Origin of the sequence: Shewanella sp. SG44-2, from assembly GCF_014164215.1 — a bacterium.
GTDB lineage: Bacteria > Pseudomonadota > Gammaproteobacteria > Enterobacterales > Shewanellaceae > Shewanella > Shewanella frigidimarina.
In genome coordinates, this window is record NZ_JACJEU010000009.1 from 135,267 (window position 1) to 157,919 (window position 22,653).

Sequence of the window (22,653 nt, forward strand, 5' to 3'; positions counted from 1 at the left end):
CAAAATGAGCCAACATGTATTACTAAACAGCATTGAACATAAAGACGTAAAAGTGATGACTCATCGCTCCGCTGCACTAGGCGATAACCTTTGGTACAGCGTAACATTCCCGCAAGAATTTCGCAGCGTGCAAGCCCACTATCCTATCTTTTTTCATAAAGATACTGCCACAGGCCAATTTTACGCGGTGGCACTTTTTGGCTTTCAGCAGAATGACAACGTGTTTTTAAGCGAGCAAGGTTGGAGTGCATCATACGTGCCGCTTACTGTGCGTCGCCAACCTTTTCTAATTGGCCAACAAACCGTACTAGAAGATGGTGTAGAACGTCAGCAACGCGTTATTCATGTGGACTTAGACCACCCTAGAGTCAGCGAAACCGAGGGTGAAGCCTTGTTTTTACCTTACGGTGGTAACACGCCATTACTCGATGAAGTCGGCGAAATTCTCGAGGTCATCCATCATGGTTTACAAGATGGTCAACGCTTTGTCGATGCCTTGATTGAACATCAATTGCTGGAATCCTTCACTTTAGATATTGAGTTAGACAACGGCCAAAAAAATCAGATGATCGGTTTTTACACCATCAATGAAGAAACCTTAGCCGGGTTGTCTGCTGACGCATTAGCAAAGCTGCATCAGCAAGGTTACTTGCAAGCGATTTACATGACATTAGCCTCGCAAAGCAATGTACGAGACTTACTTAACCTCAAGAATGCTCAAGGTTAATAGTGATGACAGCGGCCCAGACTCAGCACGTCGAACACATCAATGAATGTACATTAGAGAGTGTCATTGATTTAATCCGTGATGCCGACAAACCTATGGTATTTAAGGGGTTGTGTCACCATTGGCCGTTAGTCCAGGCAGGATTAGAGTCAGCACAAAGCGCAATGACTTACCTGCGCCAGTTTTATCAAGGTATGCCAGTAACAGCGTATTATGTCCCACCAGAACAACACGGTAGAGTGTTTTACAATGAACAACTTGATGGTTTTAATTATCAAGCTGGCCGATTGGACTTTAATCAACTGCTTGACCGATTAAGCCAAGAAATGATTAAAGACATGCCTGCCGGAATGTACATGGGCTCGACCGACATTCACCAATGTTTACCCGGTTTAGGGGCACAAAACAGTTTAGATTTAGCGCCCATGCAACCCTTAACCAGTATTTGGTTGGGCAATCAAACCAAGGTCGCTGCTCATTATGACTTTCCGCTAAACCTAGCGTGTAACGTGGTCGGAAAACGTACCTTTACCCTATTCCCACCAGAACAAATTAGTAATTTGTATGTTGGCCCAATGGAACTGGCACCCGGTGGCCAAGACATCAGTCTCGTTGATATGGCGAACCCCGACTTTGAACGTTTCCCGCGTTTTCAGCAGGCATTAGACGCCAGCCTAACAGCAGAGCTAAGCCCTGGTGATGTGTTATTTATTCCCAGCATGTGGTGGCACCATGTTCGCGGCGTCGATGATTTTAACGTACTCATTACCCACTGGTGGCGCGATACTCCAGGCTTTTTAGGCCGGCCTAACAATGCCTTATTGCACAGCATATTAAGCTTACGCTCTCTGCCTAAAGCTCAGCGCCAAGCATGGAAATCGATATTCGAACACTACATTTTCGATCATGATGATGTCGATGACAGTCATATTCCCGACAATGTGAAAGGCATGCAAACTAAGCCATTGGACGAATTAACGGCCCGCAAAATACGCGCAGACTTAATCAATAAATTAAAACGATAATGCTGAACACAGCAAGATATCAAGCCAAACAGGATGCCCAAGATGAATAAATCAATCAAAAAAGTTGTCATTGCCGGTGGTGGAACCGCAGGTTGGATGGCCGCAGCCGCCTTTAGCAAACTGTTGGGCAAAAATCTTGAAATTATATTAGTAGAATCTGACGAAATTGGCACTGTTGGTGTCGGTGAAGCAACTATTCCAACCTTGCATATTTTCCATCGTTTACTGGGCTTAAAAGAACAAGATGTTATGGCAGCCACAAATGCCACCTTCAAACTCGGTATCCAGTTTGAAAACTGGCATGACGTCAACAAAGACTACCTGCATTCATTTGGCTTTTTAGGTAAAGACTGCTGGGCTTGTGGCTTTCAACACTTTTGGCTTAAGGGTAAGCAACAAGGCCTAGTTAGTGACATTGGCGACTATTGCACCGAGCATTTAGCTGCTCGCCAAGGCCGATTTGCCGTGCTACCCAATCAAGACTACAACCATGCTTACCATATGGATGCGAGCCTTTACGCTAAGTTTTTGCGTAAGTTTGCCGAACACCATGGCATGACCCGCATCGAAGGTAAAATTGCCGACGTATTACAACACGACGACACGGGTAATATCCGCGCGTTAAAACTTGAAAATGGCGAGTTAATTGAAGGCGATTTATTTATCGACTGCACCGGATTTAAAGCATTGCTAATTGAGCAAACCTTAAACACTGGCTTTGAAGATTGGAGCCACTGGTTACCGTGCGACAGTGCGATAGCAGTACAAACTGAAGCGGTTCAAAAACCAATTCCATATACTCGCTCGATTGCCCGAGAGTCTGGTTGGCAATGGCGTATTCCGTTGCAAACCCGCACCGGCAATGGTTTAGTGTTTTGCAGTAAATACATTTCTGATGCTGATGCGACTGAATTATTGCTCAATAACATTGAAGGCGCGCCGATCAATCAACCACGGGTGATTAAGTTTAAAACGGGTACTCGTCGTCAACATTGGAACAAAAACTGTGTAGCAATAGGGTTAGCTGCCGGCTTTTTAGAGCCATTAGAGTCCACCAGCATTCATATGATCCAACGCAGCATAGTGCGCCTATTACAGCTGTTCCCATCACAAGGCATTATAGATACCGATATTGCTGAATTCAATCAACAAACTAAAGTTGAAATGGATAACATTCGCGACTTTATTATTTTGCATTACAAGGTCACTGATCGCGAAGACAGTCGCTTTTGGCGTTACTGTAAAAACATGCCAATTCCAGCCTCATTACAACATCGTATCGACATGTTCAGCCAATCAGGCAAAGTCTATAAATACGGCAATGAATTGTTTGGTGAAAGCTCGTGGATACAAGTGATGATGGGCCAAGGCTTAATGCCGAAAGAATATCATCCTATTGTCGACATGATGGACGAAGCGGAATTAACCAGCTTTTTAAACAGCATTAAAGCAACGGTAAAACGTAAAGTAGATACCTTGCCAGCACACCATGATTTTGTGCAGCATTACTGTAAATCAGCCAGCATGTAAGGTTGTAACATGACAACCGAGTCATCTAACAACCAAACGATATCAAGCAAGAATACTCTATCAAGCAAGAGTATTATCAAGGTGGGGCCATTTACGCCCCACATTGAGTTTATTGGCCTACAGCAAACGCCGGTGATTACCATTGATGACTTTGGCGCTGATCTTTCGCCGCTAATCGATATTGCGATAGATGATAGTCAATTTAATCAAGACCAAGGTTCATAGTATCCAGGGCAGCGCGCACCGCTGCCCAAGCAATATGTAATAGACGTGATTAATGCGGTATACCAGTTAATATACGATACCTACAAGATGTCACACTCGTTACGCTTAAAACCCCAACAATGCGTGTTTTCGGTTATCGACAATCCTGCAAAACGTTTATTGCCGCTGCAATGCATGCCACACTTTGACACCCCAGACCCGCACTATTTTGCGATTCTGCACTATCTCAATGATGGTTCTCATGGGGATACTGGATTTTTTCGCCATAACGCCACGCAATATGAACAGATAACACCACACAACATTGACCATTACTTTAATCAGGCACAACCGGTTGTCGATGCACAACAAGCGCTGACGCCTGATTATGTGGTCGATAGTAATGATCACTACACCCTTTATCATCAGGTTCAATATCGGCCAAATCGTTTAGTCATATATCCCGGTAACCTACTCCACTCGACGTTAGTCAACTCAGCAACCGACATCGATAGCAGTCCTAAAACAGGACGACTTACCGCGAATATCTTTATCAATTTCAAATAACACAGGGACCTCGTTATGGCTAAGCCACGGCACCGGACGATTCAACCATCAGACGTAACAAGCTGACAATGCTATAGAAATGATCGAGAATCGTTGCGCAAAAGGTTTTTTAGCTCTTTATTGAACGACTATTTATTGAGCTGTTGAATGAATGTTGCTCTGGTGTCTAGGTGGCAATCTACTCACCTCAATTACAACCTTTTTACTTCGAACGAAACTCAACCAACAAATGTCATCAGTTGCTCGGTTAGCCTTGTCGATAATGCGCTTTCACCCGCATGATTAAGCAGTAATGCCACACATTCTGCTGTGCATAAACCACCTTCAATTTGATTGCGCCTAAGTGGGTATATCGACTTAGGTGGATTCACTAAAGACACTTTAGGCAATTCCTTTAAATAAGGGCTCTGATTAAACATTTTGCGCGCTTCTTGCCAAGTGGCATCGATAATTACTAAATATTCAGGCGACGCTAATGACAAGCCAGCCTCTTGTGTAGTTTCATCACTTGGAAACACTAAGCCTACTTTACCCGCTTCAATCGCAGCCAATAATTCAGCATCGGGCTGTTTGCGGTGCCACTCAACCACTCGCGCGTTATCGCCTAAAACCTGTTTGACTAATTGGCCGGTATTATTAGCACGATCCATTTCTCGCGAATGCGTTAGTAAAATAATTTTCAACATAATTTTAAAAATAACACCTATAAAATAAACCGCTTAACGCCGTAATGACATACCGCAATACCAAAGTAATAAAAATTATAACGTCTATAAACGCTATTCAACCAACTGAAACGACTGCTTACTATAGACCGATACATTAACAATATGAAAATACGATATACTCTCGAAAAATCGATTTAGTGTCGCGACCTAATCGATTATAACCACCGTATTCTACCCATAAACCCAAGTTCAGGTTTTTAATGATACTACAGCAAGTTATTGCATTATTTTTCACTATGTTAATTTTGGCGATACTGCCGGGTCCGGCTGTATTTGCCGTGGTATCAAGAGCATTTTCAAATGGGTTTAAGCATGGCGCATTTATTACCCTTGGCGTGCTGATGGGAGACTTTGCTTATATCCTATTAGCCTTGTTCGGTTTGGCCGCCATTGCCAATGCCATGGGCCCTGCTTTCGAGCTTATAAAGTACGCCAGTGCGCTTTATTTATGCTGGTTAGGTTTCAGTATGTTGCGTGCAACGGCCAAAGGCGTTCAATTAGCAACCATACCTAAAGTGAGCCAATTTAAAAATTTAATCACGGGGCTGCTTATTGCCGTGGGCAACCCAAAAGCGTTGATATTTTACGTCAGCTTTTTTCCTGCTTTTGTGCCAATGGCCCATGTAGACCTTACCGATGTGATGATCATACTCGCCACTGCAACCTTGGCTTTTGGTTCCATTAATCTCACTTATGCTTATTTGGCATCAAGTGCAAAACAGGTATTTACCTCCCCTAAAGCGGCAACGATAATGAATCGAACTGCAGGCAGTATTATGTTGATTGCTGGCATATTGATCGCCATAAATATATAGGATGTTGCAATGACCGCGTTACGCTTTTCCCCACTGACTTTGACAAACGGACTGACCTTTAAAAACCGTTTAGTGGTCCCGCCAATGGCGTCACAAACCGCAGACTTAAATGGCTTAGCAACTGAAACGACCATCAATCATTACCATAATTTAGCCCAGTCGGGTGCAGGGTTGGTGATGGTAGAATACAGCCATATCAACTTAGCTGGACGAAGTGAGTCTAATCAGCTTGGGGCGCATGATGATACTTGCTTACCCGGCTTAAGCCAAATTGCCGCGACGTTACATAATGCAGGGGTAAAAACAGGCTTACAAATTACCCATTGCGGCGGAAAAGACAGTGCAGGTATTAGCGCTGATATTATGGGGCCGTCAGGCATTACCGTGCCAGCATATGATCGTGTATTACCCACTCCTAGAGCCATGACATTGGATGATATCAATCAATGGCAGCAGGATTTTGTTAGTGCTGCCATTCGTGCTGACAAAGCTGGTTTTGATTTAGTCGAGCTCCATTGTGCCCATGGTTACGGCATTAATCAGTGGTTATCTCCGCTGACCAATCAACGCCAAGACCAGTACGGTGGCAGCCTTGAAAATCGCGCCAGAATATTGATCGAAATAGTCAGTAAAATAAAACAAGCGACGCCAAGATTAGCAGTAATGACACGCATTCCTGGGCAAGACGGTTATCCCGGAGGTTTGTCCCATAACGATATGGGCCAAATGAGCCAATGGCTAGTTGATGCGGGGGTTGAAATACTTAATGTTTCATCAGGCATTGGTGGCTGGAATCGCCCTAAAGACAAACGCGGCGAGGGCTTTTTAGTTGAAGATGCAGCACCGCTGACAGGCACAACCACCGCTGCAGTCATTGGTGTCGGCGGCATTGAAAGTATTGATTACATCGAAACGATTTTAGCGACTAAGCAAGTCGATTTAGTGGCAGTTGGCCGGGCTATTTTGGCCGGACCAAGTGATTTTGCAACCCGAGTGATGGCTCAACATAAATAATGCTGTAACGTCAGCAATGGCTCGCGCTAAATGATGATCTGGAGCCTAAATCTAATCTTAATTGCTGATTATTAAGTACTAAAAAGCCCCTCAACAACGCATTGTTGAGGGGCTTTTTTAGTAAGTGTTACAGATACATACTGTAGAAATTAGTTACCGATTGTTTTCAATTTCTGTAGATAATCCGCATTGCTTAATAATGCTATCACCTCTGCGGGTTCCAACCATGATTCTAATTGCGGTAAGCTTTCAGCATGATTTAATTTCCATTCCGCAATAATTCTCGGGGCATAAAACGTCGGCTTTTGCTCACCTAAATCAGGTAACTGAGCAAGGTGCCATTTAAGTAATAAAGGATTATTAACCAACCGACTGAACGGATGCATGTGTCGAAGATGGGGCAAGTTAGCCTCGTTTTCCTTCACTTTAACCAAAATGTTAACTGGTTTTTTTTCTTCAGGTGCTCGCAGTAATCCGACCGTTTTAATCCATTTAGTTCGCCTCGCGCCGCCGCTTAACCAAGACAAAGGGATCGATAGCATCAACCCTATCGTAATCGGTAATAACCAGTAAAAGAGTTCTGTACTGAGCGATAGTGCGGTCAAAGCAAGCACAACCCCAAACACGGTATGACCAAGATGAGCACGCATCACTGACATCCAACTCAATGCACCATCGTCTCGAGATTGTGGCATCCAGCCACTGTCTTTGCCTCGAAATATAGACAACACCACGCCAAACTGCGACACCATCAGAATAGGAGCATACAGAGCGGACATGATCATTTCCAACAAGGTACTCAGAGTTAACAGTATTGGCCCGCCAAATCGTAAACACCGCGGAATATTAATCAAGGCAGCAAACCAGCCAAATGCTTTAGGTGCCAGCACAATGGCCATTGACACCACAAACAGGCTTAATGCGCGCTCAGAATCAAACACTGGCCAGGTTGGAAACAGCGATGGATTGGCAAAGTACTCTGGACGTATAAATGCCGCCTGAACCGCAATCGCAAGCCCGACCATAATTAGCGCTAACCAAAAAATGGCGCTCAGGTAAGACATCACCCCAGACAAAAGATGCAACCGTGTCGGCAATGAGAAACCGCGAGCAAACATAAATGCTGAATGCTGTAAATTACCCTGACACCAGCGTCGGTCACGGATCATCACATCAATTAACGACGGTGGAGCTTCTTCAAATGAAGCCTCAATATCGGTATCAAAACGCACTCCCCAACCGGCACGACGCAGTAACGCCGCTTCGATAAAGTCATGACTTAATACATGGCCGCCAAAAGGTGCTTTACCGGACAGAATAGGTAGATGAGAGGACTCAGCAAATGCTTTGGTTCGAATGATGGCATTGTGGCCCCAAAAGTTTGATGACAAACCATGCCAAGCCGACAAACCCTCGGCATAAATAGGACCAAAGCATTGATTGGCAAACTGTTGCAAACGGCTGTAAAGCGTATTGGCAAACACCAGTGTCGGTAAGGTTTGAATAAGACCAACGCCAGGTGCGCCAGCTAAACGACGTGATAATGTCACCATCGACTTTGCACTCATGATGCTGTCCGCATCAAGCACTATCATTGCCTCATAATCTCCGCCCCAACGCTGAACCCAGTCGCCGATATTACCGGCTTTACGTTCACTGTTTTGGTGACGACGACGGTAATAAACCGGACACTGTGGTTGGCTGTTATTGATAAGATCCACAAAAGTCTGTTCCTCAGCAATCCATGCATCAGCTCGATTAGTGTCACTGAGAATAAAGAAAGCATACTTACCCGGTGCGGTAGCGATTAAATCTGCACTCATCGCCTCTATTGTGGCCCGAATACGCAGCGGATCTTCGTTATAAATAGGCAGCAATACCGCCGTTTTGAAATCGGGTTCTGTCTCCTTCTCTTTAATTAGGCGCGGTTTGAGATGCAACAGAAAACCCATTAGTGCCTGTGAAAAAGCAAAAGTAACCCACAGAAAGTTAATGCTAAACAACACCAAAAAAACCATTTGCAAACTGGTAATAGCATTGGTGTTAAGCACCAAATACATTTCTCTTATGCCATAAGTCGATAAGCTTGCTGTAACCATAAACACAAATAACTGTGCAACAAATGTGCGCAGCGTAAACCACACAGTTTGTTGATTCGGAGTTAATCTATGACCCGGTTCAGAAACCTCATGACGATGCATCTCCAGTGGCGATTCCTCTGGCAATGCACGTTCACCATGGTCAGTATCGGTAATTTGAGCCGACTGAGGATTATCATTTGTTATCATAAAGGCCAGTCCTCTGCAGTAAATCGATACAGCCATGTCATACCAAGCGGTTTATCTTTGTTGCTTAGCTGTACACGTAACTCTGCAACCTCAGCATCTTGAGGATCGAACGTGATAAAAACTCTGGCACCATCAACACTGGGATTAGACTCAATACGTGATTCTAAAATAGCGCCGCTGCTGATACTGGCATCGACACGAATATGACTGACATCGTTGGCATTAATGTGACTGTAATCGATAACGATCTCATTTTTATCTGTCGATAATTTACGACCACCAGCAGTTCGAACCACTTTTACTTTGCCTTCGGTTTTAGGGATCTGATCCACCCAGGTCAATTGGTATGAGTAAGTGAATGGCTGACCTTTTTTCAAGCCTTGTTCTGGCTTCCAGTAGGCAACAATATTGTCATTAGCTTCAGAATCCGATGGGATCTCAACCAGTTCGACTCTGCCCTTGCCCCAATCACCCGTTGGTTCAACCCAAGCCGATGGACGAAGATGATAATTTGCTTCAAGGTCCTGATAATAATCTAATTTTCGATGTGGTTGCATCAAACCAAATCCTTTAGGATTCTCATCCATAAAAGAACTCACTTGTAATCCACGAGGATTATTCAGTGGCCGCCAGATTTTCTCATTATTGCCTTTTTCCATTAGCAGGCCTTCAGAGTCATGTACCGCTGGACGGTAATCAGCAGTATCAGCGCGATCTATGCCGCCATGCATAAACATTGACGTTAACGGTGCCAGACCCACATTCTTAACATCCTGCCTTGGGAAAAGCTTAACATCGACACCCATTCGGGTCGGATCGCCAGGGTAAATAGCAAAACGGTATGCACCCGCCACGCTTACACTGTCTAGTAACGCATGGACCACAATCGCCTTTTGATGGCTGGATGGACGTTCAATCCAAAACTTTTTAAACAAAGGATATTCTTCACCTTTAGGATCGGCAACATTGATGGCAAGTCCGCGGGTAGATAACCCATACGCTTGCCCTTTAGAGACCCCACGAAAATAACTGGCGCCCTGAAACACAAGAAATTCATCTTTATAATCATCGCGATTGATCGGGTAATGCAAACGAAACCCTGCATATTTACCGACTTGCTCCAGTAATTTGCCAATTGATTCATCTGGCACTCTGAAGGATGATTCAGATACTTCTACCGGAAATGATTTGCCATTCTCGACCACGTCAATATCAACTAACTGTTTATAAATATACCCGGGAGCAAATAGTTGTATTGAGAAAGGCGTGGGCGCATTACCCCAAATAGCAGCATGTTGTTGGAAATTAATTTGTCGATAGGTTGAATAGTCTATTTTAGCCAGCGCTTCAGGAGCTTTTTTGGGTTCAATAAAGGGAGTCAGGGACAGTTTTCGAGCAACGTCTACGACGCTGTCATGGGAGAACGACTTGCCATCAGTTTTGGATACTGGCGTTTCTGCATAAGCAATACTTACCGATGAAACTAAAAACAGTGATACCACGAGATTTACTAAAATTTTCAAAGAAAATCGATCATCAATCATTTGTTTTACGGGTAAATTGAAAAATATATTAGCAATCCTTAACATATTGAAACTCCTTATTAAAAATTCACAAAATAGTTTCACAACATAGTACTAATAACGGATCTGTCCCTAGGATATTAATCTAGGGTGGTGTTAATCAACGCTGGTATTAATCGAAGATGACTTTAGTAAAGATCATTTAAACGACCTCGTGTAGATAATATTTCTCAAGATGAGCATAGCTTCAATTAGTTAAAAAGATGAAGCCCAAGCATCTTGAACATTACGACTTAACTATTATTACCATCAAACGTAAATATTTTGAGTATTTTATCCACAATATGAATATTGTTTAACGCTCAATCCTATTTCGCTCAAATATATGGCTAATATGTAGCCATATGATGACTACTAGCAATAATTACAGCTAAATAAATACAACGAAATAATTGCTGCTAAGCGAAGCGTGCCATCCGGTAAATTAACCTAACGAATATTTTAGATACCACGGTATCGGGGGAACGACTAAAAGCGGTCAAAGGACTCAAGCTAAAAGAGCAATGACAATAGGGTTATAGGCAAAATATAGATAATCGGTTTAGGTATTTAATGGCAACGGCATGATTGCTGTGCTGTATGGTTTTGGCGCAGTAAACAACATCGTTATTAATAATGGCAAAGTGAACAAGAATAGCGCAAAGCTATTTGGCATAACCATTTATTAAACGACTGACGGGTAGCTTTATTGAACGCTCATGGCACTAGTGCTTATATTTGATAAAGCACTCGCTGAATGAGATTACACAGCATTTGAATCTATTGAAATGATGCCTTTAAAAATCAGCGGGTAGCGTCTTACCCGTTGGCCAATATCATCACTCATCACTTGCCGATATAACAGTTCGATGTCGTTATCGTCTTCAAACACCAACAGTAACCGATCAATTGCCGTGTGCAGACCTTTTTTCAAATAAGGCTGAGCTTGGAACTCAGCAATATTATGTCTAACAATAGCAATTTTTTCAGGATGAAGCCGAAGCTCGGCAAATACCTGTTCAAAATAAGCAGTATGCTCAGCAGGGATTGCACGGGATGAGCGCCGTTTTCTTGGCGCTGATGAGCCACGTTTAAAGTACACCGCAACCAAGGTTCATCTCCATTTTCGAGTCCATGCTTATTTAATCAAAGTGTATCGAGTCAAAGCTTATTGAGCCAAAATGTATCGAGCCAACGTTTTTAAGCCAATGTTATCGAGTTCATCTAGGGTAATTGATAACCGCTAAATCACTTGAGCTTCGCGAATCTACACGCTAGTTCAAGTGATTTCCGTGTCATTAACTCAACTATTAACGCAACGATTAACTCAACAATGCTAATAAATCGTTCGCACTGCCCTGCCATGGACCTTGAGTCCCATCAGATAAAATACTGTCAGCCAAACCTTGTTTGTGCTGCTGCATTTCTTGAATCTTCTCTTCAACGGTGCCCTGGGCAATCAGTTTATAAACAAACACCGGGTTTAACTGGCCAATACGATGAGCACGATCGGTCGCTTGGCGCTCCGCTGCAGGGTTCCACCACGGGTCAAAATGAATAACCGTGTCTGCGGCAGTGAGGTTAAGCCCGGTTCCACCCGCTTTTAAACTGATCAAAAACACCGAGTTATCCCCCTCTTGAAAAGCATCAATCTGGGTTTGACGGTCGCGAGTTTGTCCCGTTAATTTACTGTAGCTAATTGTTAAGCGTTTTAGTTCGTCTTCAATCAACGCTAACATGCCAGTAAATTGGCTGAATATAAGGATTTTACGACCTTCTTCAATCATTTCAGGCAGGTTTTGGATTAACCAGGTCATTTTTGCGTTGTCTTTAACTTGTTGAGCTTGTTCAAGCTTCACTAAACGTGGGTCGCAACAGGCTTGACGTAATTTCAACAATGCATCTAAAAACTCAATATGACTGCTCGACACCCCTTTCTTGGCAAACAGTTCACGCAATTTTTTCTCCATCACTAAACGGATAGACTCATACAAATTACGTTGATCTCTTTCAAGTTCCAGAGTTTGAATAATCACGGTTTTTTCAGGTAATTCAGACACCACTTCTTTTTTAGTGCGGCGCAGCATAAAGGGAGCAATACGCTGACTCAGTAACTGCGACTTTTCAACATCGGCCTGCTTCTCAATCGGACCACGGAACTGCTTATTAAAGTAGGTATGCTGACCTAATAAACCTGGCAAACAAAAATCCATCAATGATTTTAATTCGCCTAAATGGTTTTCAAGCGGCGTACCCGATAAACATAAGCGGAATCGACCTCTTAGGGTTTTAATCACTTGGGTGACTTTTGCTTGGGCATTCTTAATTTGTTGTGCTTCATCCAAAATAATATGCTCAAACACATATTCACAATAAATGGCTTCATCACGTAACATTAATGGATAGGTTGTCACGACCACATCAAACTGATTAATTTGATCTAATAAAGGTTGGCGTTTATTGCCGTGGATCACCACCACATTCAGCGACGGAGCAAACTTATTAGCTTCTTTTAACCAGTTCCCCACTAAGCTAGTGGGGCAAACAATTAAACTGGTGCGACGCTCGGTAGCGTCTTGCTTGGCTTTGAGTAAAAATGCCAACGCTTGTACGGTTTTACCTAAGCCCATGTCATCGGCTAAAATACCACCTAGTTGATATTCCTTAAGAAAACACAACCAGTCAAAACCTTGTTTTTGATAATCACGTAATGTCGCATTTAGGCCATCAGGTAACTCAACCGGAACCACTCCTTTAAACTCTGCGAGTTTGGCGGCTAAATTGCGCACACGTTCGCCATTGAGTAAACGCACGTCACTGGCAGATAAATCATTCAAAATATGCGCACGGTTGCGTGGTATCGAAATGACATCACCAGAATGACGATTAAATAATTCTTGGATAATACTAATCAGCGGCTTAATGGTTTTGGCTTTGATTTTAATAAAACCACCGTTAGGGCCAGGTAATAACAATTCATCATCGTCTGCCGGCTCACCATTTTGCTGCAACCAACGAGCAACTAAGGCTAATAACGGTACACTTTGGCCATCGATGTCGGCACTGAGCGATAACGAAAACCAGCCAGACTCATCATCGTCAACTAAGTCGACATCTAACTGTGCATCGGTAATTTGTAAGTCGAAGTCATCATCAAAATGAATCTCCATCCCCAGCGCAGTTAACGCATCAAGACCATTGTCGGTCAATTCAGACCATTCAAAAATCGACTCGGGTAATAACCCGACACTGACATAATAGGGTTGTTGTGAACTGGCCAGCGTAGCGTCTGGTTCAAGCGTCACTAAGCCTAAATCCGCTAATGACTGTAATGCCGCGAGTTCTTGCTCGACATGTCTATGCACTTGATATTGAACTTGATTTTTTTTGACTAAGCTTATGCGTTCGGGTTTAGTCGATGCATTAAAGGTAATTTCACCGTAACAATGATCAACACGAATAACCGGTTGCAGAATCGGGTTGTTGGCAATGAGCTCACGCGTAAAGGTTAAGCGTGTTAACAGTGAGTCTGTTATCTCGCAAAAATCAATTTCACTAGGAACAGGCACCGTTTTAGGTGAAAAATGCTGGAGCATTTTATGACTAATGGCATCTACTTGAGCCAAGGGCACTGGCGGCATGTGTTGCAATAAACTTAACTTTTTAACGGGTAAATCAGTTTCTATTCTACCTAGATGCAAATAGTCTAATTCAACATACAAAGGTGGCTCGGTAGCAATAAACTCCCAATTATCCAGCCCAGGCATGCGCATTTGCATTTGGGTATGTTTTTTATCAATTTCACACCAGACAAATTCAGGTACAACAGATTTAGCCCATGTCAGGGGAATACGGTTTTCTTCCCAAAAACACACTTCGGCTGTGAGCATTTTAGTCAGTGCTAAAAATGAAATCTCACCTTCAATATAAATTTTAGAACCATGATTATTTGATGACAATAACAAGCTGATAATCTGTTTATCTTCAGGGTCTATCCACCACGGCATGCTATAGCGAATATCGGCTAATGCTAGCTTGCTGCCTTTATTGTATTGGCCTTTTTTATTTAATTTACTGCGTTTAAATTCGACAAAAATACCATGAGGATCATTGGATAACACATAAATAATGCGATCTTTTTCTTCGTCCTCTTCTTCAAACTCGGCAACCGTTTTTTGCTCGTCAAGTTGGCGTAACCATTGGTGGATACGCTGCTCTTCAACCGGCTTTTTATCGACCAGTGCCAGCATCGCAGCAGCAACGTGTTTGCAGTTTGTTCTAACAGGGCAAGTACAATGTGAACGCATCACAATTTTGTGATTAACATTAACCAGAGTGATTTCTTGACGATAGGGTTCAGCAGCAGAGCCTTCTACATAGGCCTCAATATCATGATTATTACTGCTGGCAGTAACTTCTAGAACTCGACCTTGGATCAAATAGTTTTGCGCTTTTTGAATTTGGGTGGCCGAAAACAGTTTCGCAATCATCTCTAATGAAAGCTTAATGGGGAGATTAAACAGTTTCGCCGACATCAATACACCTAATAAAACCGCAGCAAAATAAACAATGGCTGCTGATAAAAAAGTTAACTTGCCATTCTATGGAAGAAAGCAGGCAATATCTAGGCTTTGCTGATCTTTCGAACAAAAAACTCGTTCAAACACGCTATATTATCGCGATCACACACCTTAGGTGGTCGCTAAAGCTCAGATACAGCAATATCTGGATCATCATACGAATTACCATCCCTAACAGTTTACTCATCACTAAAACTCATTAACTTAAATGACTTTAGATAAATATTATCAAGCCATTTTTAACCTTGCGTAATCGAGAAGAAAATAACGAATAAGAAAACCAAATAAAAAGCACCATCACTTTTCAGCATGGTGCTTGGTAGAATCATATGAAGCTATATTTAACCTTGCAGTAAATACTCTTCAGCTTTCTCGATACTGCGCGGTTTACCCACCAGCATTAAAATATCGTTACGCCTTAATATCCACTCAGGGGGTGGTGGATCGATCTCCTCGCCTTTACGTCGCACAGCTCGTAACTCAACATCCAAAGCTTGCCATGGAATATCTGCAACGGTTTTACCCACCGCACTAGCACCTGAAGCCAGTGACACAGCATGGAGTAAATCTAAGGTAAAATCAGTTTCGGTGCCTGAAAAGAAACCGTGTAAATATTGGTAATGATTACGTCGTTCAGATTCCAAGCGTTTAATAATCCGCGCTAAGGGGACACCACATTTAAACAACACTTGCGACACCAACATTAAGCTGCCCTCAAGTGACTCAGGGATAACTTGAGTCGCCCCCGCTTCTTTAAGCTCATGTAAGTTGGCATCATCGCGAGTGCGCACCAATATTTTTACATCGGGAGCCAGTTTACGCGCCACTGCTAAACACTCTTCAGATTGCCTTGGTTCGCAAAATGTCACCACCACTAAGCTCGCTTGGCGAATGCCCATCTTCTTCAATAGCGCCATTCTGCAAGCATCACCAAAATGAATATTTTCGCCTGCGGCTCTCGCTTCTGTCACTCTGGTGGGGTCTAAATCAAGCACCATATAAGGCACAGCTTCTGTTTTCAAAAAGCGTGCAATCGTTTGCCCTACTCGGCCGTAACCTAAAATCAGTACCACATCACTTTCATCAGCATGAGGCAATACAATTTCTATCGGTTCATTTTTAGGTGGCAGCTTATTGCCGCTAACCTTTTTGGCAATATCAACACTGTGGCGAATAAGCCAAGGCGCCATTGACATAGAGATCACGGCTACGGCCACTAACACAGTGCTCACTTCGGTATCGAGTAATTGATAATTAACTGCTAATGCCAGTAACACAAAACTAAACTCACCGACTTGCCCCAAACTGATTGCCGTACTAAGTGATACCTTAGTATTTTCACCCACAAGCTTGAGCAAACCGTGCACGATTAATATTTTGGTGAGTACCACCCCAGCCAAAATCAATAATACTTGCCACCAATATTGCATCACTAGATTGAAATCCAGCAACATGCCGATGGAAATAAAAAACAAGCCCATTAATAAATCACGAAATGGCCTGATGTCAGCCTCTAACTGCCGTCGATACTGGCTTTCGCCAAGCAACATCCCAGCAATAAATGCTCCTAATGCCATCGACAACCCAAGCCATTGGGTAAACGCGCCAGTCACTAAAGCGACAACTAAAGTAGATAATACAAATAATTCATTTGAACGTGAGCGGGCCACTTCGTCAAAAATACGTGGCAATATCCATTTACCAAATGACATTAACCCTAGAAACGCCAAAATACCGGTAAGTAATCCCCACGCGATACTGTTGAAGCTCATTTCAGCGCCGCCTTTAGCGAGCAGCGGCATTAAAATCAATAGCGGCACCACCGCTAAATCTTGAAATAACAACACACTGACCGACAGCTCGCCATGCCTGCGCCTTAACCAGTTTTGTTCATTAAGCAGCTTCAACACAATGGCCGTTGACGACAACGCAATAGCCGAACCAATCACCACCGCTGCCACTAAGTTTTGCCCAACCAACATGGCTATACCGCCTGCCACAAAGGCCGTTACCAGCATTTGGGCGCTACCCAGACCAAAAACGGTTCGGCGCATTGCCCACAACCTTGGTACCGAAAACTCCAGTCCTAAGGTAAACATCAGTAGCACTACGCCTAACTCTGCCACTGATTGCATTTGTAATTGGGTAAACCAATGAAAACCGCTGGGGCCACTGACAACCCCGGTGAGTAAATAAGCTAAAATGGCCGGTAAGCCGAGTCGACGTAACAATGCAATCGCCACAATAGCAATCACAAGCATCAACAAAATATGGATAAAAATGCTGTGTTCCATTGTCGCTTTGGCTCCTTGTCAAAAAACTGTCAAAAGGGAAATAAAAGGGTTTGTTAGTACTACAGTAAAACAACAACCAATTAATAACTATAGAAAATTTTTCATAGGCACGATTATTGCTATTAATACGGTAATTAGTTGTAACGTACTGGAACCAATATAATGGATTTTTCAATAGCGACAGAATTATATCCTGAAGATTACTGGTACCGTTCAGACGCTTACTTGAATATGGAACCCGAACTGGACCTTATTCAAGTGATTCAACAACTACATGGAAGTTTAGATCCTCGGACAGTTTTTGCCTGCTTCGGCAAAATCCTAGGACAACATTTGCCGATTAAAGGACTACAATTGAGCCTAGACAAACAAAAGTTTGTTTGGGGACGTCACTACGGTATTGAACTGCAACGTACTATTAACGATAACCAAGATACGTTTATCATAACCTATCAGTTGTCTGTACCACTTAGTTCGGCGCAAAAACACACTTTAGGGCAACTTGAAGGCATATTAATTCAACCGTTGAATAATGCGTTGAAGTATCAAAATATGTCTAATCAAGCCATGTTTGATGCACTAACCCAATTAGGTAATCGTTATTATTACCGCCAGGCAATCGACATCGCATTAGCGCGAGCTAATCGCCAACAAGGCCAAGTATCTTTGATTGTATTAGATTTAGATAAATTTAAACAACTTAACGATGCGCATGGCCATAAAGTAGGTGATTATGTATTAGTGGGCTTTGCCGCGTTAATTAATGAAGCCATTCGTAATACAGACCAAGCCTTTAGAATTGGCGGTGATGAGTTTGTGATCGTTACCCAAGGGGATGCCCAGGCCGCTGCAATAGTATGCCAACGTATCATTGATATGATGCCAAAACATTCAGAGCTTACCGAATATAATATTCAGTGCAGTTTAGGCATTGCGGAGTCAAAACCGCAGCAACAAGCCGAAAATATATATGAGCGTGCTGATAAAGCCATGTATTCTGCGAAAGCTGCCGGACGCAACTGCTACCGAATTTGCGCTAATTAGCACAATCTTATACTTATGTAGTAACAACTAATTAATAAAAAAAGACCTTAATAGGTCTTTTTTTATTGGTTGATTATTGCCTGGTAATTACATGCCGCGAAGCTGAATACGCCTTAAAAATTCAGTCATTATGCGGTCATACACTAAATCACCTAAAAACAAGTCCTCTACTCCATGATCAATACTCGGATTGTCATTCACTTCAATCACATAAGCTTTACCGTCAATTTCTTTTAAGTCGACACCATACAAGCCTGCGCCAATTAAATTAGACGCTTTGACCGCTGCATCGACAATATTTTGTGGCACCATCTTCAAATCGATACAGTCAAAATCACCACTGCTGACGCGACCACTTTGATGATGTTGGTAAATCTGCCAATGACCGCGACTCATAAAGTAACGACAGGCATAAATAGGTTGGCGATTTAACACGCCGATACGCCAGTCATAATCGGTTGGCATAAACGCCTGCGCTAAAATTAACGCACTGTGCTCAAAGATTATCGCCGCTTGTTCGAGTAAGGTTTCACGGTCTTTTACTTTAACAACCCCGAGCGAAAATGCGCCGTCGGGTACTTTCAGTACAATTGGTAATCCTATGGTATCAATAACATTATCGGCCCAGTTTTTATCTGAGGCTTTAAAGATCAAACTTTTGGGTACGGGTACTTTATGTTTGTTTAATAGCTCGGTTAAAAACACCTTATTAGTACACTTCATAATGGATTCAGGATCATCCATTACCACTAGCCCAAGTTGCTCAGCCGCTTTAGCAAACCGATAAGTAAAGTTGCTGATATTAGTGGTTGAGCGAATAAACAAACCATCAAATTCACTTAACCGAGCCAGATCATGAGAACCAATTTGGACTAAATCCATGCCAATACGATTAGCCGACTTAGTAAATAACTTTAACGCGGCTTTATCTGATGGCGGCATTTTCTCATGCTCATCCACCAGCATGGCAATTTCGTAACGATAACGTTTCGACGGTTTCGGTAAACGCCATACTTTTTGTGAAAACACTTCAAGATACTTGGCAAATAAATCTTGTTCTGGCTCGGTTAAATCCTGAAACGCAGCCGGTTCAATGGTATTAACTTGCCATTTACCTGACATTTTTAACAAACTCACCTGTAATACAGGCACAGTAAAACGCTCAAATATTTTACGCGCAAGCTTGTCTAGCGACGGATTATCACAATAGCCAAAATACAGCTTCATGCTGATTTCATTCACCGACTCTGGCAACTTATCTAGGCCTGATTGCGGCAAACTAAAAAAGCGGTCCTGAGATAAATCATTAATGGTCATTACCCGAGGGATCACTCGATGCCCGCGAGCTTCCGCCATGAGCGAGCAATAATAACCTGTGCTTAAATAATCATAACTGCGACACAAGTTAATCACTTGCATGGCGCTTTGATCTGCAAATGCGCCCATTTCTAAATAATCATGAACCGTGACCATATGGTCACTGGGCAAATAGGGACGCCAATCATTAACATCGTCGGTGACAATTAAAAAATGAGCCATAAATATCTGTTGCCTCTTGTGCGGTTTAGCGCGTAAATTAAGCCACTATCATGTTTTGCCAACTCGAGCCGACTCATGCTTATTCGTCAAGCAACCCCCAGCGATTTACCGCAACTAAACCACATCGAAAACAATGCATTTAGTGGCGATAAAATCAGTTCTCGGCAGATGAAACGCTTTATCAATTCACCTCTGGACAGCTTATTAGTGGCCGAAATAGACGGCACACTTGCAGGCTATGCTCTGGTGCTGTTTCATCGTGGTACTCGGCTAGCCAGGTTGTACTCTATTGCCGTTGCAAGCGAATTTAGAGGTCGCAACATTGCCTTCGAACTGGTCACACAATGTGAGCACACGGTGGTCGAGCGTGGTTTCATTACATTACGCCTAGAAGTACGAAACGACAATATCGCCGCCAAAAATCTTTATTTAAAAATGGGTTATAAAGTCCTAAAGACCTTAGTGCATTATTATGATGACTTGGCCGATGGCCTGCGCATGCACAAACGCCTAGACCCACCAGGGCCAAGCAAAGTCATCAAGATGCCTTTGTATGTACAAACCACCCCATTTACCTGTGGCGCGGCCTGCTTAATGATGGCCATGAGTGCGGTAAAGCCGCAATATAATCCAAGTCGAGTTGATGAGCTGAGCATCTGGCGCGAAGCCACCACTATTTTTATGACCAGCGGCCACGGCGGTTGCAGTGTTCATGGCTTAGCCTTAGCAGCAATTAAGCGTGGCTTACAAATTGAAATGTACAGCCAATCAACCTCGGTTCCTTTTATTGATAGCGTTCGTGATAGTAATAAAAAAGCCGTCATCACGATTGTGCATGACGACTTTTGCCAACAATTGATTTCGCAAGGTATTGAGATCCACAATACCTCACCAAGTTTGGCTCAACTTCGTAATTGGATAGATTGTGGTTATGCCGTTTTGCTGATGATAAGTACTTATCGCTTTAATGGTGAGAAAGGCCCACATTGGGTGGTATTAAGCGGTTACAACGAGCAGTTTATGTTTATTCACGACCCGTTTGTTGAAGCACAAAAAGATGCGATTAACGCGGCGTATGTACCAATTAGTCAGTCAGAGCTGGCGCAAGTGATGCAATATGGGAAGCAGAAACAGGTTTCTTGTTTAGTGGTTAAATCATCTTTGGCTTAAGATGGTTAAGCTTTTTTATGGCCTGCAACCACAACTGACTTATTCAAACTTCGTTTGAATTTAGATCGCAAGGTCAAATTTACCATCGTTCTCTCGATGGTGAAATAGAGCTGGGATCCAGCTCTATTTCACGTCATTCCGGTAATGCTGTTGAGCCGGAATCCAGGTGTTTCTTTTGTTGCTTGTGCTTATGGCCTGCGGCCACTAACGGCGTGGCGCTTCACCCACACCAGATTAACATCGCAAGGTTCCACCCTGCACGGGCCAAATTTACTGTCGTTCCGGTAGTGTTGTTGAACTGGGATCCAGCTTTATTTCACGTCATTCCGGTAATGCTGTTGAGCCGGAATCCAGCTGTTTTTTTTGTTGTTTGTGCTTATGGCCTGCGGCCACTAACGTCGTGGCGCTTCGCCCACACCAGACCAAGAGGAAACCAACGGCTGTTCCCTCTTGGAACTCCCAGCCGCCCCGCAACATTTTCGCTATTTACAAAACAACAGCTGCGAAAAGGTCGCCATGGGGATTGATTTAACTTTGACCTGCATTCGGAATCTGCTTCGGCCTTACTCGAAAATGCTAACGCTTCCGATGGTACATCCTGTACCGCGAAAGCTAAGCTCACATCCATGTGAGCTTCACGCTATTTTCTTCAACGGCCTCAAGTTCAGAGTTGAATCTATGCATTTCCGTAAAAAACTAACTCGTTTATGGAAAATATCTAACTGACTGTTTATGACTCTGACATTTAGGTTTAGAGTAATACGACTACACCATAGCCAGTCTATTTATTTAAATTAACGTCAAAGTAATTGATATTAATTGATTTATCATACCGTTCTAATTGCTCAATCACGTCTGCGGGCATCACATAGAAGAATTCTTTACGATTATTAACTAAATTAACTCTTTGTTCTGCAAAGCTATTGTGCAAATATTTTTCAAGGGTGGGTGCATCTTCGGTAAAAACGAAAGCATGAACATCGAATAACTCAGGTACCGAAGCATCACCAAGCTCTTTTACCCTATCATTAGGATCAGCCCTTCTAGTCATCCCAATTTTACAGACTCCTTTGCCAAATGACATTTCATTCGATATGACATATACATACCCAGCTCGAGTCAGTTGGGCTAAAGATATAGCTCGTCTTTCTTTTTCACGAAGAATTTCTAATTCCTGCTGATGTAATTTATATAACGCTCTCTGCTCTTCCGTACTCGACTCTAATTTAGCCAATTCTTCAGCGACTAGCTTTTCCATTATAATTCGTTCTTTTTCTGCTTTTTCTGCAGCAGCGATTATTCGCCCTTCTTCGCGCTCTGCTTCACGGAGAATTTTGGCCTCTTCACGTTCAATGTCTTTAATTTCTAGATTCAATTGATTTAGTTCATAACTTAACCGAAACTCCTCAGTTTTTAACTTTAAGTATTCATTACTCAGATACTGACGAATCCCCATGAAATAACAAACAGGAACAATAAGATATTTTAAATTAGGTGGGAACATTCATGGCATTTGGTGATCAAATTTATCGCCAAACAAAAATTACCACGAGTAAATGCCATGAA

At 42.8% G+C, this 22,653-nt stretch carries 16 protein-coding genes and 1 pseudogene; 9 read left to right on the forward strand and 8 right to left on the reverse strand.

What is annotated here, in order from left to right:
* Positions 1-4: 4 nt before the first annotated feature.
* From H5181_RS09665 to H5181_RS09680, 5 genes and pseudogenes are all read left to right on the forward strand, one after another.
* Positions 5-727 carry a SapC family protein gene (locus tag H5181_RS09665; protein WP_101086663.1) on the forward strand — a complete coding sequence of 241 codons (723 nt, stop codon included), beginning with the start codon at positions 5-7 and terminating at the stop codon, positions 725-727.
* Positions 728-732: 5 nt separating this feature from the next.
* Positions 733-1,752, forward strand: a complete 1,020-nt coding sequence (locus H5181_RS09670) for a cupin-like domain-containing protein (protein WP_182750901.1) — start codon at positions 733-735, stop codon at positions 1,750-1,752.
* 42 nt (positions 1,753-1,794) lie between these two features.
* Positions 1,795-3,282 (forward strand): tryptophan halogenase family protein, encoded by a 1,488-nt coding sequence (locus H5181_RS09675; protein WP_182750902.1) that lies wholly within the window; start codon positions 1,795-1,797, stop codon positions 3,280-3,282.
* 9 nt (positions 3,283-3,291) lie between these two features.
* Positions 3,292-3,507, forward strand: coding sequence for a hypothetical protein (locus tag H5181_RS20760; RefSeq protein WP_259397019.1), 216 nt, complete (start codon positions 3,292-3,294; stop codon positions 3,505-3,507).
* Between the two features lie 12 nt (positions 3,508-3,519).
* Positions 3,520-4,053, forward strand: a pseudogene (locus tag H5181_RS09680) (DUF6445 family protein); the annotation flags it as partial.
* Positions 4,054-4,271: 218 nt separating this feature from the next.
* Here the strand turns inward: H5181_RS09680 and H5181_RS09685 are convergent.
* Positions 4,272-4,739 carry a DTW domain-containing protein gene (locus tag H5181_RS09685; RefSeq protein ID WP_182750903.1) on the reverse strand — a complete coding sequence of 156 codons (468 nt, stop codon included), beginning with the start codon at positions 4,737-4,739 and terminating at the stop codon, positions 4,272-4,274.
* Between the two features lie 242 nt (positions 4,740-4,981).
* Between H5181_RS09685 and H5181_RS09690 the strand changes: the two genes are divergently transcribed.
* Together H5181_RS09690 and H5181_RS09695 are read left to right on the forward strand one after the other, a co-directional pair.
* Complete coding sequence (locus H5181_RS09690) at positions 4,982-5,596, forward strand: LysE family translocator (protein WP_182750904.1); 615 nt, start codon at positions 4,982-4,984, stop codon at positions 5,594-5,596.
* Positions 5,597-5,605: 9 nt separating this feature from the next.
* Positions 5,606-6,610 (forward strand): NADH:flavin oxidoreductase, encoded by a 1,005-nt coding sequence (locus H5181_RS09695; protein ID WP_182750905.1) that lies wholly within the window; start codon positions 5,606-5,608, stop codon positions 6,608-6,610.
* 149 nt (positions 6,611-6,759) lie between these two features.
* Here H5181_RS09695 and mdoH read toward each other — a convergent pair whose 3' ends face one another.
* From mdoH to H5181_RS09720, 5 genes are all read right to left on the reverse strand, one after another.
* Positions 6,760-8,898, reverse strand: coding sequence for a glucans biosynthesis glucosyltransferase MdoH (mdoH, locus tag H5181_RS09700; protein WP_182750906.1), 2,139 nt, complete (start codon positions 8,896-8,898; stop codon positions 6,760-6,762).
* Positions 8,895-10,487 carry a glucan biosynthesis protein G gene (locus H5181_RS09705; protein ID WP_182750907.1) on the reverse strand — a complete coding sequence of 531 codons (1,593 nt, stop codon included), beginning with the start codon at positions 10,485-10,487 and terminating at the stop codon, positions 8,895-8,897. The genes mdoH and H5181_RS09705 overlap by 4 nt, the downstream gene beginning before the upstream one ends.
* A 736-nt stretch (positions 10,488-11,223) precedes the next feature.
* Complete coding sequence (locus H5181_RS09710) at positions 11,224-11,571, reverse strand: hypothetical protein (protein ID WP_123884105.1); 348 nt, start codon at positions 11,569-11,571, stop codon at positions 11,224-11,226.
* A gap of 211 nt (positions 11,572-11,782) precedes the next feature.
* The gene (locus H5181_RS09715) at positions 11,783-14,995 is read right to left on the reverse strand and encodes a DEAD/DEAH box helicase (RefSeq protein ID WP_182750908.1); all 3,213 of its coding nucleotides are present in this window, start codon (positions 14,993-14,995) and stop codon (positions 11,783-11,785) included.
* A gap of 386 nt (positions 14,996-15,381) precedes the next feature.
* Positions 15,382-17,334, reverse strand: a complete 1,953-nt coding sequence (locus H5181_RS09720; protein WP_011636767.1) for a monovalent cation:proton antiporter family protein — start codon at positions 17,332-17,334, stop codon at positions 15,382-15,384.
* 162 nt (positions 17,335-17,496) lie between these two features.
* Here H5181_RS09720 and H5181_RS09725 point away from each other — a divergent pair, with 162 nt between their 5' ends.
* Positions 17,497-18,378 carry a GGDEF domain-containing protein gene (locus H5181_RS09725; RefSeq protein WP_011636766.1) on the forward strand — a complete coding sequence of 294 codons (882 nt, stop codon included), beginning with the start codon at positions 17,497-17,499 and terminating at the stop codon, positions 18,376-18,378.
* Positions 18,379-18,465: 87 nt separating this feature from the next.
* Here the strand turns inward: H5181_RS09725 and H5181_RS09730 are convergent, their stop codons facing one another.
* The gene (locus tag H5181_RS09730) at positions 18,466-19,917 is read right to left on the reverse strand and encodes a RimK family protein (RefSeq protein ID WP_011636765.1); all 1,452 of its coding nucleotides are present in this window, start codon (positions 19,915-19,917) and stop codon (positions 18,466-18,468) included.
* A gap of 75 nt (positions 19,918-19,992) precedes the next feature.
* Between H5181_RS09730 and H5181_RS09735 the strand changes: the two genes are divergently transcribed.
* Entirely contained in the window at positions 19,993-21,087 is a 1,095-nt protein-coding gene (locus H5181_RS09735) for a GNAT family N-acetyltransferase/peptidase C39 family protein (protein ID WP_182750909.1), read from the forward strand.
* Between the two features lie 781 nt (positions 21,088-21,868).
* Here the strand turns inward: H5181_RS09735 and H5181_RS09740 are convergent.
* Positions 21,869-22,591, reverse strand: a complete 723-nt coding sequence (locus H5181_RS09740) for a GIY-YIG nuclease family protein (RefSeq protein ID WP_182750910.1) — start codon at positions 22,589-22,591, stop codon at positions 21,869-21,871.
* Positions 22,592-22,653: the final 62 nt, after the last annotated feature.

What these genes read in the sequence shown, in the direction of transcription:
- H5181_RS09665 (WP_101086663.1), top strand. Translation starts at nt 5, where the DNA reads ATGAGCCAACATGTATTACTAAACAGCATTGAACATAAAGACGTAAAA.
- H5181_RS09670 (WP_182750901.1), top strand. Translation starts at nt 733, where the DNA reads ATGACAGCGGCCCAGACTCAGCACGTCGAACACATCAATGAATGTACA.
- H5181_RS09675 (WP_182750902.1), top strand. Translation starts at nt 1,795, where the DNA reads ATGAATAAATCAATCAAAAAAGTTGTCATTGCCGGTGGTGGAACCGCA.
- H5181_RS20760 (WP_259397019.1), top strand. Translation starts at nt 3,292, where the DNA reads ATGACAACCGAGTCATCTAACAACCAAACGATATCAAGCAAGAATACT.
- H5181_RS09685 (WP_182750903.1), bottom strand. Translation starts at nt 4,739, where the DNA reads ATGTTGAAAATTATTTTACTAACGCATTCGCGAGAAATGGATCGTGCT.
- H5181_RS09690 (WP_182750904.1), top strand. Translation starts at nt 4,982, where the DNA reads ATGATACTACAGCAAGTTATTGCATTATTTTTCACTATGTTAATTTTG.
- H5181_RS09695 (WP_182750905.1), top strand. Translation starts at nt 5,606, where the DNA reads ATGACCGCGTTACGCTTTTCCCCACTGACTTTGACAAACGGACTGACC.
- mdoH (WP_182750906.1), bottom strand. Translation starts at nt 8,898, where the DNA reads ATGATAACAAATGATAATCCTCAGTCGGCTCAAATTACCGATACTGAC.
- H5181_RS09705 (WP_182750907.1), bottom strand. Translation starts at nt 10,487, where the DNA reads ATGTTAAGGATTGCTAATATATTTTTCAATTTACCCGTAAAACAAATG.
- H5181_RS09715 (WP_182750908.1), bottom strand. Translation starts at nt 14,995, where the DNA reads ATGTCGGCGAAACTGTTTAATCTCCCCATTAAGCTTTCATTAGAGATG.
- H5181_RS09720 (WP_011636767.1), bottom strand. Translation starts at nt 17,334, where the DNA reads ATGGAACACAGCATTTTTATCCATATTTTGTTGATGCTTGTGATTGCT.
- H5181_RS09725 (WP_011636766.1), top strand. Translation starts at nt 17,497, where the DNA reads ATGGATTTTTCAATAGCGACAGAATTATATCCTGAAGATTACTGGTAC.
- H5181_RS09730 (WP_011636765.1), bottom strand. Translation starts at nt 19,917, where the DNA reads ATGGCTCATTTTTTAATTGTCACCGACGATGTTAATGATTGGCGTCCC.
- H5181_RS09735 (WP_182750909.1), top strand. Translation starts at nt 19,993, where the DNA reads ATGCTTATTCGTCAAGCAACCCCCAGCGATTTACCGCAACTAAACCAC.
- H5181_RS09740 (WP_182750910.1), bottom strand. Translation starts at nt 22,591, where the DNA reads ATGTTCCCACCTAATTTAAAATATCTTATTGTTCCTGTTTGTTATTTC.